Raw genomic sequence first — 16,883 nt, 5'->3', positions numbered from 1 at the left:
GCGAAAACTATTTTATGGAGATTAGTTGGTTATCATTTTCGATTCATAGCAAATAATTTTAAATTCTAAATCGTAAATTCAAAATAAACCATATCTTTGCCAACCTTAAAAAATTGGGTTTTAATTAACTCAACAACTTAATAATTAATAACTTTTACAAATGAAATCGATTACAATTAAAGGATCAAAAAGAGAAAGCGTGGGCAAAAAGGCAACAAAAGCCCTACGTAATGCTGGAATGGTTCCTTGCGTAGTTTACGGAGGAAAAGAACCAATTAGTTTTTCAGCAGAAGAAATTGCATTTAAAAACTTGGTTTACACTCCAGACGTACACACGGTTGTGGTTGATTTGGGTGGCACTAAAGTAAATGCCATTCTTCAGGATATACAATTTCACCCAGTTACAGATCGTATTCTTCACATCGACTTTTACCAAATTTTTGATGATAAAGAAGTAACTATGGAAATTCCAGTCCGTACTACAGGAAACTCTCGTGGTGTACGTAATGGCGGTACTTTACGTATTGTTACACGTAACCTTCGCGTAAAAGCTTTACCAGAAAACCTTCCAGATTTTATTGAGGCAGACATTACCGAAATGAAAATTGGTGCTAAAATGTACACTAAGTCAATTGAAACAGACAAGTACAAGATCATGCACCCAGAAAACACAGTTATCTGTCAAGTTAGAACATCACGTACCGCTGTTGCAGACGTTGATGACGAAGATGAAGAGGGAGAAGCTACTGAAGACGCAGGAGAAGCAGCTGCTGAAGCATAGTATTATCTATACAAATATTAGTAGAAGGCATCCTGTTAAATCAGGGTGCTTTTTTTATTTTTACAACTTTATTAAGTTTCAGGTTTTAAGCGCAAAACCTCAGGTTTAAAAACTATGGATTAAAAAGTATATGCTATCATTTTTAAAGAAATTGTTTTTTGCAAAAGCTGAACAAATTAGTACAGAAGAAGATCCAATGAAAAAATTTCTTATCGTAGGTTTGGGTAATATTGGCCCTAAATATGAAAACACTAGGCACAACATCGGTTTTAAAGTGGTCGATTTTTATGCGAGCAAAAACTCTCTTTCTTGGGAAACAGCAAAATTGGGCGATATATCTACACATAAAGTTAAAGGAAGAACGCTTATCTTTCTAAAACCAAGTACCTTTATGAACCTGAGCGGAAAGGCGCTGAAATACTGGATGGAGAAAGAGAAAATACCGTTAGAGAACATCTTGGTTATTACCGACGATCTAAATTTAGCGTTTGGAACTATTCGTGTTAAAACCAAAGGAAGTGATGGCGGTCATAACGGACTAAAAGACATTCAAAATACGCTTCAGACCACCAATTACAATCGTTTTCGCTTCGGAATAAGCGATGCTTTTAGTAAAGGGCGACAAGTAGATTATGTGTTGGGCGAATGGGAAGCAGAAGAAGAGAACGCCCTGCCAGAACGTTTGGAAAAAAGCTGTGAGCTAATAGAATCTTTTGCGCTTGCAGGAATAAATATTACAATGAATACTTTTAACGGAAAATAATTTTGAAGAAATATTCCTCTGCCTCCGCATATAAAAACAACCGTAAAAGCGTTGTTACCATTGGCACTTTTGATGGAGTTCACATTGGGCATAAATCTATTTTAAAACGATTGGTAGAAACTGCAAAAAAGGAAGATTTAGATTCCGTAGTACTCACTTTTTTTCCACATCCTAGAATGGTGCTACAGCAGGACATGGACTTAAAGCTTATAAACACGATTGAGGAACGCACCCAATTACTTCAAGAAACCGGCCTAGATCAATTGGTTATTCATCCTTTTACGCACGCTTTTTCTCGTTTAACTGCCTTAGAATATGTACGCGATATTCTCGTAAACAGCTTAAATGCGAAGAAAATTATCATTGGTTACGACCATCGTTTTGGAAGAAATAGAACTGCCAATATTGAAAACCTAAAAGAATTTGGACGCACTTACGGATTTGAAATTGAAGAAATTTCAGCCAAGGAAATTGATGATGTAGCAATAAGCTCTACCAAAATACGAAAAGCATTGGATGCCGGCGATATTGAAACAGCCAACAGCTATTTAGGATACAATTTTATGGTCACTGGCAACGTAGTGCGTGGAAAAGCAATTGGAAGAACAATAAATTATCCAACTGCCAATTTAAAATTAAAAGAAACATACAAGCTCGTTCCAAAAAATGGCGTTTACATTGTACAATCAGTTTTGAACAATGAAAAGGTTTTCGGAATTACGAGTATTGGGACAAACCCCACGGTGGGAGGCGTCGAAAAAACCATCGAAACTCATTTTCTCGAGTTTACTAAAGATTTGTATGGAGAAGAAATCACTATCGAATTTTTAAAATTTATTCGAGCAGAAGAAACGTTCGACTCTATTGAAACCTTGCGCCAAGAAATTGCCAAGGATGAAAAGTTTGCCATTCAATACTTAAAAGACCGTGGATAAATTTCTTTTCAGGCAGATCGACAATATTGGTCTTGTCCTGTTTAGGGCCGTTTTTGGTCTTCTTATCACCATCGAAGCTTTTGGCGCTCTTGCCACTGGCTGGGTTCGAAGAAACTTGGTTGAACCACCCTTTACATTCAATTTTATCGGATTCGATTTTCTACAATACCTACAAGGCGATTTAATGTATTATTATTTTGCGTTGATGGGCATTTTCGGGATTTTCGTGATGCTTGGTTATAAATATCGCTTTAGTATGATTGCCTATGCCTTACTGTGGACAGGTGTTTATTTAATGCAAAAATCAAGCTATAACAATCATTATTATTTAATGATGTTGCTCTGCTGGATAATGGCTTTTTTACCCGCAAACAGATCGTTTTCATTGGACGCTAAGTTTAATCCCGAAATAAAATCACCGTCGATGCCTCGTTGGGTATTGTTGATTTTAATACTTCAAGTATGGATTGTTTACACGTATGCTTCCGTTGCCAAATTCTACCCAGATTGGTTAGACACTTCGGTAATTGCACTATTCATGCAAGGCAAAGCAAACTATTGGTTAATAGGCGGTTTATTACAACTTAAATTCGTGCACTGGACGATGGTTTATACCGGAATCCTGTTCGATTTATTAATCGTTCCATTGCTGTTATGGAAACGCACCCGTTTTCTTGGTTTTATACTTTCAATAATTTTTCATCTTTTCAATTCGGTTGTTTTTCAAATAGGAATTTTCCCCTATATGTCAATTGCGTTTGCATTGTTTTTCTTTTCACCCGAAATTCTTAGAAAACGTTTTCTTCCGAAGAAGGAATTATATGCTGGCAATGCTATAGTCGTTCCGAAATATAATACTATTCTGGTCGCATTGCTTTCGGTGTATTTTATATTTCAAATAGGATTGCCTTTGCGCCACTGGTTTTTTACAGATGATGTACTTTGGACAGAAGAAGGCCACAGATTGAGCTGGCGAATGATGCTGCGTTCCAAAAGTGGCACGCTAAACGTCTATGTTGCCGATAAAGAAAACGGAGAACGAAAATTTTATGATTACACGAAAATCCTAGGTCGAAAACAAAAGGCTTCCGTAAAATCCAAACCTGACTTAATGTGGCAATTGGCTCAGAAAATAAAAGAAATAGAAGCTGAAAAAGGTAGCGATGTTGCTGTGTATATGGAATCTTGGGTAAGCATAAACGGAGGGCCGTATCATCCTTTTACCGACACAAATATCGATATCGCTTCACAAAAATGGCACCCTTTTAAACATAGTGAATGGATTTTGCCTTCGCCTGAAGATTATAAAGCAAAACCAATAAAAAAATAATTTTCCTATCCGAATAGCGAACGCCATTACTTCAGTTCGTCAAAAAATTATATGAAATAATGTTATCATAAAAATAAGACCTCGTAGCTCTTGAAAACTTGAGAGGTCTATTGTACCTTAGCTGCCTTAAAAATAACCTTATGCTACAAGTAAACGAAATTCGCGAAAACAAGGAAAAATATGTAAAAGCACTCACAAAAAGAGGGCTAAATGTTGAATCTGTATTCGATGAGATTTTGTCGGCAGATGAAGAGCGTAGAAGTTCGCAAGCACAATTAGATGAGGTTTTAGCGCAAAGCAACAACTACTCAAAAGAAATAGGAAAACTCTTTAAAAGTGGTGATATTGAAAAAGCGAACGAACTAAAGAAAAAAACAGTCGATTTAAAAGAAACTTCAAAACAGCTAAACGACAAAATGCTCGCTGCTTCTGATCGTTTGCAACAACTGCTTTACACCGTTCCAAACATTCCTCACGATTTGGTACCAGCAGGAACTGATGAAAACGATAATCTCGAGGTTTTTAAAGAAGGCGAAATCCCAAAACTTATTGACGGCGCGTTACCGCATTGGGAACTTGCCAAAAAATACGATTTAATCGATTTTGAACTAGGCGTTAAAGTTACGGGTGCTGGATTTCCTGTTTATAAAGGGAAAGGCGCACGGTTACAAAGGGCAATGATTGCCTATTTTTTAGATAAAAACATTTCGGCCGGGTATACCGAGTATCAAATGCCGCTAATGATTAATGAAGCTTCAGGCTACGGAACGGGTCAATTACCCGATAAAGAAGGACAGATGTATCACGTGGGCGTTGATGATTTGTACTTAATTCCAACAGCCGAAGTTCCCGTTACAAATATGTTTCGCGGAGATTTATTGAATAATTCTGATTTCCCGATAATGTGTACCGGATACACACCTTGTTTCCGAAGAGAAGCAGGGAGTTACGGCGCCCATGTTCGCGGACTAAACCGTTTGCATCAATTTGATAAGGTAGAAATTGTACGAATTGAACATCCCGATAATTCCTATGCCGCTTTAGACGGTATGGTAGAGCACGTAAAGGATATTCTTCGTGAATTGAAATTGCCTTACAGAATTCTTCGCCTATGTGGTGGCGACCTTGGGTTTACTGCAACAATGACCTATGATTTTGAAGTGTTTTCAACCGCACAAGACCGATGGTTGGAGATTTCATCTGTATCAAATTTTGAAACCTTCCAAGCCAATCGTTTGAAACTGCGATTTAAAGATACCGACGGAAAAAACAAACTTGCACACACCCTAAACGGAAGTGCCTTAGCATTACCACGTGTTCTGGCAGGAATCCTTGAAAACTACCAAACCAAAGATGGAATTAAAATCCCAGAAGTTTTAGTCCCGTATTGCGGATTCGATTTTATATAAATTTTCAAAACTTCAATATATAACAAAGCCCCAACGTTCTACAACCTTGGGGCTTTGCATTTAAAATTAAAAACTCCTTATTCGTTTTCTACAGACATTCGTGTGTATTCTAAAATTAAAGCACTTAACCAATCCCAATTAATAGAGTTGTACGGGTACTTGGCCATAAATTGGGCATTATCACCAAAAAGCTGTTCGTATCTCTCTTTAAAGTCTTTTTTTGGCAACCAAAATATTTTGCCGTCTTTTTCAACATAATACGATTTCACAACACCGCCACCAAATGTAGGGCTTCCACCAACAGAAAAACCTCCAGATTCGCTAGCAAAAGGATCGTGATAAACAGCTATAATCGAACTAAAATCAGGATTTATCAATTGCATTAAAAACTCTCTTTCACTTTTCTTATTCTTTAAAGCAACGGTTTTGTTCTCAAAGTAAACCTCATCACTAGAAGTCAATTTCTTCACGCTATTTCGTTTGCCCATGCCGTAGTTACTGAATTTTTCAGATACTTTTCCGAATTTTTCCATGCCACTAGCAAACAGATATGCTTCAGCTATTTTAGTTGCTTCATAAGTTTCCTTGTTTCCTGAAATACTGTCTTTAAAGGTAATTTCATTTATTTGTCCTTTTTTTGTTCTTACTGAGTTACAATATCCTTTGTGAACGGTTCCATCTTTCATAATAAGAGTGGAAACTTTTTTAGTCGCCGGAGAGTTAAAACCTTCATTAAAAAAGTATGTTTTAAGCATATCGCGTTCTTTGTCGTTATACTTAACTTTTTTTTGCGCAGAAGCAATTCCGCAAACCGATAAAAATAGAAGTGTTAAGAGTTTTAGTTTCATGATTTTAAGTTTATTTATTAATAACCGCAATTTCAAAAAAATAATTAAGAAAAACAATGCAATAAGCTAAACTAATTAGTCATAACTGAAAAATACAGCAATTTCCTTCAATTAAATACATTGTCAAAAAACAAATCGTCTTAAAAAAGACCTATTTCCGTTTACGAATAGCTATTTGAAAATAACACCTTTTAGCATCGAAGCTTCGAAATATTCTTTTAGCATTTGGTAGGTAAAACCAAATTTTATTTTCACCTTAAAAATCAATCTTTTCAATACTTTTGCCACTATTACAAGCGTCCCCAATCTTGTGGATTCAAATAAATTGAAACTCGAATTTGGCACTTTTTAAAAAACTCTTTAAACAGACTTTTATTTATGGGCTAGCCACCGTTTTGCCCAGAATTTTATCCGTTATCCTTGTCCCACTTTATGTGGAGTTTTTGTTGCCAGAAGAGTACGGGATTTATTCAAGTTTAATGGCATTCCTTATCCTCGGGAACGTACTACTTTCCTATGGAATGGAAACTGCCTTTTTTCGCTTCGTTACCAAAGGAAGTACAAATCAAAAAGAAGTACAATCAACGACGCTTACCTCGCTTACGGTTTCTACAGTTATTTTCTTAGGAGTTACCTTGTTATTCCGAAATCAACTAGCTGAAATAGCCGATTTTAAGGTGGAATACGTAACCTACGGACTATGGATATTGGCTTTAGACGCACTCATTGTGCTTCCGTTTGTGTGGTTTCGGGTCAATGAAAAGCCCATGCGGTATGCAATCATAAAAATCCTAAATGTGTGTATTAATCTAGGGCTTAATTTATTCTTCTTTCTTGCACTTCCGAAGCTGGCAATTAATAGTGAATTCTGGAACTCGCTGTGGAGTTCGGAAAATAAAGTAGCTTATATCTTTATTTCCAATTTAATAGCGAGTGCTGCAACCTTGATAATGGTGTTACCGTTGTATGTGAAAATGGGTTTTGGTTTTAACAGCACAATTTGGAAACAGATGATGAAATACGCCATTCCTGTGCTTATAGCAGGAATCGCTTTTAGCGTAAATGAAGCGTTTGACAGAATTCTTTTAAAATACCTGTTACCAGAAAACATTGCCGAAGTACAAGTAGGTTTATATTCTGCCTGCTATAAACTCGGAATGTTTATGACACTTTTTGTAATGGCCTTTCGTTTGGGAATAGAACCGTTCTTTTTCAATTATTCTGCAGAAAGCAATGCAAAAGAAACCTATGCCACGATTACCAAGTATTTCACGCTTTTTGGATGTATCATTTTGCTTGGAGTAATCGTTTATATCGACATTTTTAAGTTGATATTAATTCCGAATAGCCAATATTGGGAAGCTTTAAAAATTGTTCCGCTTATACTTTTAGCCAATTTATTTCTTGGCATTTATCACAACCTTTCCGTTTGGTATAAGGTCACTGATCGTACAAAATACGGAGCGTATATTTCGGTTTTCTCGGCTGTTGTAACCTTGGTACTCAACTATCTTTTAATTCCATATATTGGGTATATTGGTTCTGCTATTGCCACACTGGCAGCCTATGGTAGTATGATGGTGCTTTCGTACCTTTACGGACGAAAATATTACAGCGTTCCATACGATTTGAAAAAAATAGGCGGATATTTAACGCTCGCCATTACTTTTTCAGCAATTTCGTTTTACGGACTTCCTGGAAATATTTGGGTTGGAACCTTATTGTTGTTGATTTTCATTTCGATTATGATATTGACCGAAAAAAAGGAATTCCAAAAAATTCTTAAAAAATAATTACTTTGAAAATAAAAATTATAAACAATTCTGGATTTCAGTTGCCATCCTACGAAACTATAGCTTCTGCTGGAATGGATTTGCGGGCTTGTATAGATGCGCCTGCAACCTTAAAACCGTTGCAACGTGCTATTGTTAAAACTGGACTTTTTATTGAGTTACCAATTGGATACGAAGCACAGGTTAGACCAAGAAGTGGTTTGGCTGCCAAAAAAGGAATTACGGTGCTAAATGCCCCAGGAACCATCGATGCAGACTATCGTGGCGAAATTGGTGTTATTTTGGTGAACCTTTCCAATGAAGATTTTACTATCGAAAGCGGTGAGCGTATAGCACAATTAGTAATTGCTAAACACGAACGTGCTGTTTGGGAAGAGGCTGAGGAACTTGGCGAAACTTCACGTGGCACCGGAGGGTTTGGTTCTACTGGGACTAAATAAAAATTCCTGCGACCGCGTGCGCTGAAGCTATAGCGGTGGCGCAAGACAGGAATCCCTGATCCATTTAAAAATAAAGCTATGGTTATATAATGACCAATAAATTAAGAAAATAAGTTTAACCAATAATCCTGAATTAGTTCAAATTCAATTTGATTGAACTACAGGAACAAAAAAGAGACCCCTGCCTTCGCAGGGGATGTGTATGAAAATAATAGTACCAATGGCCGGGAGAGGCTCAAGATTAAGACCACATTCACTAACAGTTCCAAAACCATTAATTCCTGTTGCAGGAAAACCGATTGTACATCGATTGGTTGAAGATATCGTTGGTGTTTTAAATGAAGAAATCGACGAAATAGCTTTTATTCTTGGCGACCCAGCTTTTTTTGGAGAGGAGGTTGTTGAAAGTTTAAAAGAATTGGCAACTGGATTAGGAGCAAAACCTTCCATTTACCGCCAACTCGATCCAAAAGGAACAGGTCACGCTATTATGTGTGCCAAAGACTCACTTTCTGGACCAGCTGTAGTTGCTTATGCAGACACGTTAATTAGAGCCGATTTCGATTTAGACAAAGAAGCAGATGCCGTTATTTGGACAAAAATTGTAGATAATCCAGAAGCGTATGGCGTTGTAAACCTCAACGAGAAGAATGAAATAATAGAGTTAGTTGAAAAACCAGAAGAATATGTAAGCAATCAAGCCGTTATAGGTATTTACTACTTTAAAGATGTAGCCCAACTCAAGAATGAATTACAATACGTTTTAGATAATAACATCATTAACGGTGGGGAATATCAAATAAACGATGGCATTAAAAGAATGATGGCACAAGGAAAGATATTCAAAACAGGAACTGTAGACGAATGGATGGATTGTGGTAATAAAGAAGTAACGGTAGAGACCAACCAGCGAATGCTAGGTTTTCTTGCAGAAGCCAATGAAAAACTGGTTTCGGAAAATATCACGAATGAAAATTCAAAAATCATTGAACCTTCTTTTATCGCAGAAGGTGTGGTTTTAAAGAATAGTACTGTTGGGCCATTTGCTTCTATCGGAAAAGGCACAAAAATTGAAGATAGCACGGTTAAGAATAGCATTATTCAAACGAATTCTACCATCAAGAATGCAAATTTAGACAATGCAATGATTGGCAATCACGCTATTTTTGATGGGAAGTTCACAAATGTTAGTATTGGCGATTATTCGCAGTTGAAATAATAAGTCTTTTTTTAATAGGAATAAACAGAATTTGAAAGTGTCCATTAAATACATATCGCTTATTTTGTTGGGAAGTTTATACTTGTCCCCACACTCCTATTCCCAAGAAACAAATCCCGTTCATCCGGCAGGCGAGAATGATTCCATTCAAAACCCAATGGATCAACTAGGTGTTGTAGATGATGCTTTTCAGGAAAACTTTTTCGAAGCCTTAAAACAGAAAGGAATAGAAAATCACGAATTGGCTTTAATTGCATTAAATAAAGCGGAAGCTGCAGCCACTACACCAGAAAATAAAGCAGTCGTCTATTTTGAAATGGCTAAAAATTATACGGCACTTAAAGTGTACGATAAAGCAGAAGAAAATTACAAAAAAGTACTTGCCGATTTGGGAGACAGGTTAGACGTTCTCGAGCACTTATACGATTTGTATTATCAGCAAAAGGACTACGACAAGGCTATTCCGCTAGTTCGCAAGTTAATTCCTTATGATGAAGATTACAAAGAAGACCTCGCCAACCTATTAACTCGGGCAAAACAATATGATTTGGCGTTGGAGCAATTGGACGAACTGGATGGGATTTGGGGTGAAAGCGATATCCGTAATGCCCTACGCGCCCAAATTTATAGAGCTACTGGCAATACGGAAGGCGCTATCGAAAATCTAGAACAGAAAATCGATAACAATCCTAAAAACGAAAAAGAACACCTTAGCCTTATCTTTCTTTATAGCGAACAAGGGAATACCGAAAAAGCTTTTGAAGCCGCAAAAAACTTGTTGAAGACGAATCCAAAATCACAATTGGTACATTTGGCTCTTTACAAATTCTATTTAGATTCTGGAAATACTTCGGAAGCCTTAAAGTCTATGAAAATTGTTTTTGCTTCAGACCAAATTGATACGGAAAGTAAATATCGAGTTTTGGGCGATTTTATTCAGTTCGTAAACCTAAACCCCCAATATGAAGCCGATTTAGAAGCAGCTGCGACTCTTTTTTCAGAAGAAAACGGGACTAAGGTTTATGAAAAACTAGGAGATTATTTTTCAGCAAAATCAAATAAAGAACAGGCGCTACATTTTTACGAAAAAGGAGTTGCGCAATCTATAGACAATTATAAATTGCTAAAAAACACGCTGCTCTTTCAAGTAGAATTCGAAAAATATTCGGAAGCGGCAACGCTGAGCTCAAAAGGATTAGAAATTTTCCCGGCGCAACCCTTGATTTATTTGTTAAACGGAGTTGCGAATAATGGCCTCGAGAATTCTGAAAAAGCAATTGAAAGTTTAGAAACCGGTCAAGATTTTATTCTGGACGATCCACAAATGCAGCTTGACTTTTACATTCAACTAAACATTGCGTACACCAACAAAGGCGATATAAAAAGAGCTAAAACCTATTCTGAAAAAGCAGCCCAACTAAAATTGGCAAATTAAAAATGAAACATCCTCAATTTATTTTTGAATCTAACAGAAAGAGTTTGTCAATCCTCTTGAAACAGTCAGGTAAAAGACAGATAACATCTCTTTTCTTTGGTTTTATAATTGCGCTTTTACTTTCGTCTTGTGGAACCACTAAAAAACCTATTTCCGAAATTGAAGAAACCTCGGCAAACGCAATTATCACTTCCCATATAGCTGCAATGCCCAAGTTTAAAACAATGGCAGGTAGAATTCAGGTTGCTTACGAAACTGAGGAAAAATCGCAAAGTATTACAGTAAGCCTACGAATGGAAAAAGACAAAACTATCTGGGTCAAGGCTTCAATATTAGGAATTACCTTGGCCAAAGTTTTGATAACTCCAGACAGCGTTAGTTATTACGAAACTATTAATAAAACATATTTTGAAGGTGATTTTGCATTGTTAGGCGAATGGTTAGGCACTCCATTAAACTTTCAACAAGCACAGAATTTATTACTCGGACAGTCTATTTTTGATCTGGAGACTTCCAAATATTCCTCAGGGATATTTCAGGACAAATTTAAGATCTTGCCCAAGCGGCAACCACAAAATTTTATACATTCGCTCTTTTTCTATCCTGAAAATTTTAAAGTAGCTTTAGAAACACTTGCGCAACCAGAACAAGATCGCATTTTGAATATTCGTTATGGTAATTATCAAATGGTAGAAGGGCAATTTTTTCCAAATGATATTTCGATTGTTTCTTCTGAAGGACAATCACAGACGAAAATAGAAATGAATTACAGAAAAATAGATTTGAATGTCGACATAGGTTTTCCATTCGACATTCCATCGGGTTATGAAAGAATCCAACTTTAATTAGATGAAGAATATACGTTTATATCTTGCCATTTTAATCTGTTTCGTCGCCCTTCCAGCAACGTTTGCCCAAAGTGATAGGCAAAAGGAACTTGAGGAGAAACGTCAGGCTATTTTGAATGAAATAAAACAGATAAACTCCCTTCTTTTTAAAACTAAAAAGGAAGAAAAGTCTGTGCTTTCACAATTGGAAGATGTTAAACAACGTATTTCTGCCACCGAAAACCTGATTCGAATTACAAACCAACAAGCAAATCTACTTACAAGAAATATCAACAGTAATATCAATAAAATCAGCGCACTTCGAAAAGAACTAAAAGTGATGAAGGATGACTATGCCGAAATGGTCCAGAAATCCTATAAAAGTAAAAGTCAACAGAGCAGGGTTATGTTTTTACTGTCTTCCGATAATTTTTTGCAAGCCTATAAGCGAGTTCAATATATGAAGCAGTACGCAGCTTTCAGAAAGAAACAAGGTGAAGGCATTAGGGTAAAAACAGAGGAACTTCAAAAGCTGAACGAAAGTCTGATTGCTCAGAAAAAAACAAAACAAAAGCTTATCGCCGAAAATGAAGTGGCAAAAAAACAACTTAATGAGGAACGAAAAGCACAACAGGATCTTGTTGCAACTCTAAAGAAAGACGAAAGTAAATTCACGGCTCAAATTAGAGCGAAACAAAAGGAAGCCGATAAAATTGACAAGGAAATTGACGACTTAATTAAAGCCGCAATTGCCGAGGCCAATAGATTGGCAAACGAAGCCAAGAAAAAAACAAAGAAAGCAGAGACCTCTGGCGGATTTGATCTTACTGCCGAAGATAAGGCGCTTGCAGCCAGTTTTAGTAAAAACAAAGGAAAATTGCCGTGGCCCGTGGAAAAGGGAATGGTGATTAAAAGTTTCGGGAAACATCAACACCCACAATTTCCAAATGTTACAACAAATAGTAGCGGTGTTGAAATTGCAACCGAGGATAATGCCCCAGTTCGCGCTATTTTTGAAGGCCAGGTAATGGCGGTACAAGTAATTAAAGGAGCAAATAAAGTGCTATTTATCCAACACGGAGACTATATTTCGGTGTATAGCCACCTGAATTCCGTATCGGTAAAAAAAGGTGATAGAATTTCTACCAAGCAGAAAATTGGTACGGTTGGAAAAAGCCCAACTGAAGGCAGAACAATATTGAAGTTTTATATCTACAAGAACAAAACTAAAATCAATCCAGCAGATTGGATATATAAAATGTAAAAAGGATTGAAAAGCTCATTTAACCTTTCAATCCTTGTATTTATATTGATAGCAGTAATTTAATACCCTAATTTTTCACGCACTCTTTGTAAAACATCGTCTGCCACTTTACGCGCTTTTTCTGCACCAGAAGCTAAGGCTGCATCAACCTCAGATAGATTTTCCATAAAATAGTTATAACGACTACGTTCTTCAGAAAATCTTTCAACTATCAATTCAAATAAAGCTTGTTTGGCGTGTCCGTAACCAAAATTACCAGCTTCATATTTTTGACGCATTTCGGCGACTTGGTCTTTCGAACCTATTAGTTTATATATATTGAAAACGTTACAAGTATCAGGGTTTTTCGGTTCTTCCAAAGGCGTGCTATCAGTTTCAATGCTCATCACCTGCTTCCGAAGTTGTTTGTCATTCAGAAAAATATTGATAATATTTCCTTTCGATTTACTCATTTTGCTACCATCAGTCCCTGGAACATACATCGTTTCTTCCCTTACTTTTACTGAAGGCATCACAAAAGTCTCCCCCATTTGTGTGTGAAAACGCGACGCCACATCACGTGTAATTTCAAGATGCTGCATCTGATCTTTTCCAACGGGAACAATTTCGGCATCGTACAAAAGAATATCTGCCGCCATTAACATAGGGTAGGTGAATAACCCAGCATTAACATCTTCCAAACGACCAGCCTTGTCCTTAAACGAATGTGCTAATGTTAAGCGTTGAAAAGGAAAAAAGCAACTTAAATACCAAGTAAGCTCCGTAGTTTGCGGCACATCACTTTGGCGATAAAACACCACTCTACTCGTATCTAACCCTAATGCTAGCCACGTAGCGGCAGTGCTGTAGGTATTTGTGCGAAGGGTTTCGGCATTTTTAATTTGTGTTAACGAGTGCATATTCGCGATGAAAAGGAATGAATCATTTTGTGGATCATTCGCCATTTCAATAGCAGGAATAAGTGCGCCCAATATATTTCCGAGATGTGGAGTTCCTGTGCTTTGAATTCCGGTAAGTATTCTGGCCATTGCTTAAAAATATTTTAGCAAAGGTACTTTATTTGATTTATTTGCATCAATCAAATTGTTACTTTTGAAAGTTGATGAAATTCCTTCGATATATATTTGCTCCGTTATACCGCGCTTGGTTTTATGTGGTTATTTTTATTGTAACCGTTATTTTATTTCCAGTTCTTTTTATCAGTATTTTAAAACACTCATGGTATCCTTTTTTCTTTAAGGTTGCCCGTATTTGGTCTGGAGCGATTATCTTCGGAATAGGTTGTTACCCTATTATTAAAAGGGAAATAAAATACAAAAAAGGCGAAAGCTATATGTTTGTAGCCAACCACACCTCAATGACAGATATTATGCTAATGTTTTATGCTACCAAAAATCCATTTGTTTTTGTCGGAAAGAAAGAATTAGCAAAGTTTCCACTCTTTGGATACATCTACAAGCGTACCTGCATCTTGGTTGACAGAAGCAATACCAAAAGCCGAGTGGAAGCTTTTAGAAGAGCTGAGAAAAGGCTTAGCGAAGGTTTAAGTGTGTGCATTTTTCCTGAAGGTGGCGTTCCAGATGATTTAGATTTAATCTTGGATGGATTTAAAGATGGGGCTTTTCGGTTGGCAATTGAACATCAAATCCCGATTGCTCCCATGACTTTTCACGACAATAAAAAACGATTCCCTTACGCTCTTTTTAAAGGTGGACCAGGCCAGATGCGCGTGAAAGTCCATCATCTGTTTCCAACCCAAGGAATGACTTTGGAAGACAGAAAGGTTTTGAAAAACAACACCCGAGAAGTTATTCTACAAGAACTTCTAAAGCCGACGGTTTAGGCCTTTTGCCACATTATCAATAATAGTAAAACCTACCGATAGCGCAAATCAATACTTTTTATTCTTCTTCAATTTCGATAAAATCGGCCTGGTATTTTTCAAGGAATTCTCTTTGTTTCTTTATCATTTGTTGGGTTATATTGTCAATATCCATAAAGTCCCTTCCAAAATCACTTCCAAAAAAATCATCATTAAAAAAATGATTACTAAAAAGCGAATCTTCAGTGAACAAAGTTTCAAATCCTTGATTTTCGAAACCAGAGAAGTTCGTAAAGAATCTTGATTTAAAACTTTGCAAAAGACTATCTCTATCCTGTTTTGAAAGCTGGTTAAACTCACGGTTTGATGACCAAGAATAAATACTGTCGTATCGAATCATATTCCCGTGTTCATCAAATTCTTTTTCAACTTTCCAGCTGCCTTTTGGCTGTTCTACAAGTACTTTGTTGTTTAATTCAAATTCGGTTTTGTCTGTGTCTGTTTTTTGTCCGTTACAACTAACGCTCATTAAGGCTGTCATTAAAACCAATAAATGTGTTTTCATTGTTTTGATTTTTTAAGTTAGACATCGTTATGGTTGTATAAAAATCATACTTTATACAAACCACCTGTTTTAGTTAGTTTCAGCAATCTGTTTTGGTTGAATGTTTCTACATTTCGGTTACCATTTTGATACCAAACACATTGCAAATAGGTTTCATTATTTACTACACCCAAAATAGCATCCTTCTTAGGAATATATTTGAGTACTTCCATTTTTGGGCAAACTTGTTTTCCTTTCAATTTCACCCAATCTCCTGGTTTAAATTTTCTAGGCATAACAGTACGATATTAAAGTTTAATGAATAGTATTAGGCAAATCGTGGAGTCCGATAGTCGAACTCCACGATATACATCAATCACGGTTTTAAGCAAAATATATTAAGAAATCTTGATGCTTCTTGCCGGCTTTTTTTTCGCCTCTTCTTTTTTAGGTAGGAGAATACTTAAAATACCATCAATATATTTGGCATTGATTTTTTCGTCGTTCACGCTTTCCGGCAAAGTAAAGGTTCGTTTGAACGAAGAATAACCAAATTCCCGACGGGTATAATTCTCTTCATTTTGTTCATTCTCCTCTTTTGTCTCTGTCGAAATAGATAGCAGTTGATTGTCTATGTCTATTTGGAAATCTGATTTTTTAAGACCTGGAACTGCCATTTCTACCATAAAAGCATCTGCAGTTTCCTTAATGTTTACTTTCGGTAATGAAATTCCCGTGTTAAAGTTTGAAGTAAATACCGATGAAAGGTCTCTATTAAATATATCATCTAACCAGTTAGACCAAGTAGGGAAGTTTGCATTTGAATTAGTGTTTGACAAACTTCGGTTTTTAGGAACATTTACTAAATTGCTCATAATCTCAAAATTTTAAATTAAACATTATTTCAAATTTTTGAAACCTTAATTGATTTCGACGCTACATATTTCAAATAAAATACCAAAATGGATATGTATTCTTATTAAACTAATAGACTATAAAATCAAGGGCCACAACTCCAAAAAACAGGAAATAATGTCAGTGTTTACTTAAATAAAAGACAATTTGTCATTTTAAGAATGAGGTTGAAAATCACTTTACATACACGTTTATTAAATGTGATTTTCATTTTGTAAGCTTCCCTTTAAACCGAACTGTTTAAAAGTAGAATAATTATCTTAATTTTAAACAGTATTATGAGACGAAGTAAATTTTCACCACAACAGATTGCAAAGATTTTAAAAGAGTTCGACAATGGAAAGAGTGTCGACCAGATCAGTCGTGAGCATGGGGTCAGCCCCGCCACTTTCTATAATTGGCGTTCTGGATATGCTGGAATGAACTCCAAGGAGCTCAAGCGCCTCAAGGAGCTAGAGGAAGAGAATCGCAAGCTCAAGCAGATGTATGCCACTCTGGCCCTTGACCACCAGATGGCCAAGGAGATCATCGAAAAAAAGCTTTAAAGCCCTGCAGGAA

The 16,883-nt window shown here is 36.4% G+C and carries 17 protein-coding genes and 1 pseudogene; 13 read left to right on the top strand and 5 right to left on the bottom strand.

Annotation, left to right across the window (positions count from 1 at the left end):
* Nucleotides 1-160: 160 nt before the first annotated feature.
* The 5 genes from BLW28_RS08460 (at nt 161) to serS (ending at nt 5,218) form a co-directional block, all read left to right on the top strand.
* The gene (locus BLW28_RS08460; RefSeq protein WP_073217775.1) at nt 161-781 is read left to right on the top strand and encodes a 50S ribosomal protein L25/general stress protein Ctc; all 621 of its coding nucleotides are present in this window, start codon (nt 161-163) and stop codon (nt 779-781) included.
* Between the two features lie 130 nt (nt 782-911).
* On the top strand, nt 912-1,544 hold the full coding sequence (pth, locus tag BLW28_RS08455; protein ID WP_073217772.1) for an aminoacyl-tRNA hydrolase: 633 nt from the start codon (nt 912-914) through the stop codon (nt 1,542-1,544).
* 2 nt (nt 1,545-1,546) lie between these two features.
* The gene (locus BLW28_RS08450) at nt 1,547-2,479 is read left to right on the top strand and encodes a bifunctional riboflavin kinase/FAD synthetase (RefSeq protein WP_073217767.1); all 933 of its coding nucleotides are present in this window, start codon (nt 1,547-1,549) and stop codon (nt 2,477-2,479) included.
* Nucleotides 2,472-3,809 carry an HTTM domain-containing protein gene (locus tag BLW28_RS08445; protein WP_073217764.1) on the top strand — a complete coding sequence of 446 codons (1,338 nt, stop codon included), beginning with the start codon at nt 2,472-2,474 and terminating at the stop codon, nt 3,807-3,809. Before BLW28_RS08450 ends, BLW28_RS08445 begins: the two co-directional genes overlap by 8 nt.
* A 140-nt stretch (nt 3,810-3,949) precedes the next feature.
* A complete protein-coding gene (serS, locus tag BLW28_RS08440; protein ID WP_073217761.1) occupies nt 3,950-5,218 on the top strand; it encodes a serine--tRNA ligase in 1,269 nt (422 codons plus the stop codon).
* A 77-nt stretch (nt 5,219-5,295) separates the two neighbouring features.
* On the opposite strand, the gene BLW28_RS08435 is transcribed toward serS, so the two are convergent.
* On the bottom strand, nt 5,296-6,066 hold the full coding sequence (locus BLW28_RS08435) for a hypothetical protein (protein ID WP_073217758.1): 771 nt from the start codon (nt 6,064-6,066) through the stop codon (nt 5,296-5,298).
* Nucleotides 6,067-6,404: 338 nt separating this feature from the next.
* Between BLW28_RS08435 and BLW28_RS08430 the strand changes: the two genes are divergently transcribed.
* The 6 genes from BLW28_RS08430 to BLW28_RS08405 all read left to right on the top strand — a co-directional run bounded on the left by BLW28_RS08430 (nt 6,405) and on the right by BLW28_RS08405 (nt 13,044).
* Nucleotides 6,405-7,859 carry an oligosaccharide flippase family protein gene (locus tag BLW28_RS08430; RefSeq protein WP_073217755.1) on the top strand — a complete coding sequence of 485 codons (1,455 nt, stop codon included), beginning with the start codon at nt 6,405-6,407 and terminating at the stop codon, nt 7,857-7,859.
* A 5-nt stretch (nt 7,860-7,864) separates the two neighbouring features.
* Nucleotides 7,865-8,299, top strand: a complete 435-nt coding sequence (gene dut, locus BLW28_RS08425) for a dUTP diphosphatase (RefSeq protein WP_073217751.1) — start codon at nt 7,865-7,867, stop codon at nt 8,297-8,299.
* Nucleotides 8,300-8,501: 202 nt separating this feature from the next.
* Nucleotides 8,502-9,518 (top strand): sugar nucleotidyltransferase, encoded by a 1,017-nt coding sequence (locus BLW28_RS08420; protein WP_073217748.1) that lies wholly within the window; start codon nt 8,502-8,504, stop codon nt 9,516-9,518.
* Nucleotides 9,519-9,555: 37 nt separating this feature from the next.
* The gene (locus tag BLW28_RS08415) at nt 9,556-10,953 is read left to right on the top strand and encodes a tetratricopeptide repeat protein (protein WP_092842559.1); all 1,398 of its coding nucleotides are present in this window, start codon (nt 9,556-9,558) and stop codon (nt 10,951-10,953) included.
* Nucleotides 10,954-10,955: 2 nt separating this feature from the next.
* Entirely contained in the window at nt 10,956-11,798 is an 843-nt protein-coding gene (locus BLW28_RS08410; protein WP_083540706.1) for a lipoprotein insertase outer membrane protein LolB1, read from the top strand.
* A gap of 4 nt (nt 11,799-11,802) precedes the next feature.
* Nucleotides 11,803-13,044, top strand: a complete 1,242-nt coding sequence (locus tag BLW28_RS08405) for a murein hydrolase activator EnvC family protein (protein WP_073217743.1) — start codon at nt 11,803-11,805, stop codon at nt 13,042-13,044.
* Between the two features lie 59 nt (nt 13,045-13,103).
* Here BLW28_RS08405 and trpS read toward each other — a convergent pair whose 3' ends face one another.
* Nucleotides 13,104-14,072 (bottom strand): tryptophan--tRNA ligase, encoded by a 969-nt coding sequence (trpS, locus tag BLW28_RS08400; RefSeq protein WP_073217740.1) that lies wholly within the window; start codon nt 14,070-14,072, stop codon nt 13,104-13,106.
* Nucleotides 14,073-14,146: 74 nt separating this feature from the next.
* Here trpS and BLW28_RS08395 point away from each other — a divergent pair, with 74 nt between their 5' ends.
* Complete coding sequence (locus BLW28_RS08395; protein ID WP_073217737.1) at nt 14,147-14,887, top strand: lysophospholipid acyltransferase family protein; 741 nt, start codon at nt 14,147-14,149, stop codon at nt 14,885-14,887.
* Between the two features lie 58 nt (nt 14,888-14,945).
* Here the strand turns inward: BLW28_RS08395 and BLW28_RS08390 are convergent, their stop codons facing one another.
* The 3 genes from BLW28_RS08390 to BLW28_RS08380 form a co-directional block, all read right to left on the bottom strand.
* Nucleotides 14,946-15,431 carry a hypothetical protein gene (locus BLW28_RS08390; protein WP_073217734.1) on the bottom strand — a complete coding sequence of 162 codons (486 nt, stop codon included), beginning with the start codon at nt 15,429-15,431 and terminating at the stop codon, nt 14,946-14,948.
* A gap of 44 nt (nt 15,432-15,475) precedes the next feature.
* On the bottom strand, nt 15,476-15,706 hold the full coding sequence (locus tag BLW28_RS08385) for a hypothetical protein (RefSeq protein ID WP_073217731.1): 231 nt from the start codon (nt 15,704-15,706) through the stop codon (nt 15,476-15,478).
* Between the two features lie 102 nt (nt 15,707-15,808).
* Nucleotides 15,809-16,285, bottom strand: coding sequence for an Hsp20/alpha crystallin family protein (locus BLW28_RS08380; protein ID WP_073217729.1), 477 nt, complete (start codon nt 16,283-16,285; stop codon nt 15,809-15,811).
* A gap of 318 nt (nt 16,286-16,603) precedes the next feature.
* Here BLW28_RS08380 and BLW28_RS08375 point away from each other — a divergent pair.
* Nucleotides 16,604-16,883: pseudogene (locus BLW28_RS08375) on the top strand (transposase); the annotation flags it as partial.

It is taken from the genome of Aequorivita viscosa (genome assembly GCF_900106795.1).
Taxonomy (GTDB): Bacteria; Bacteroidota; Bacteroidia; order Flavobacteriales; family Flavobacteriaceae; genus Aequorivita; species Aequorivita viscosa.
Note: the sequence above shows the minus strand (reverse complement) of the source record. Positions and strands in the feature narration are given on the sequence as shown.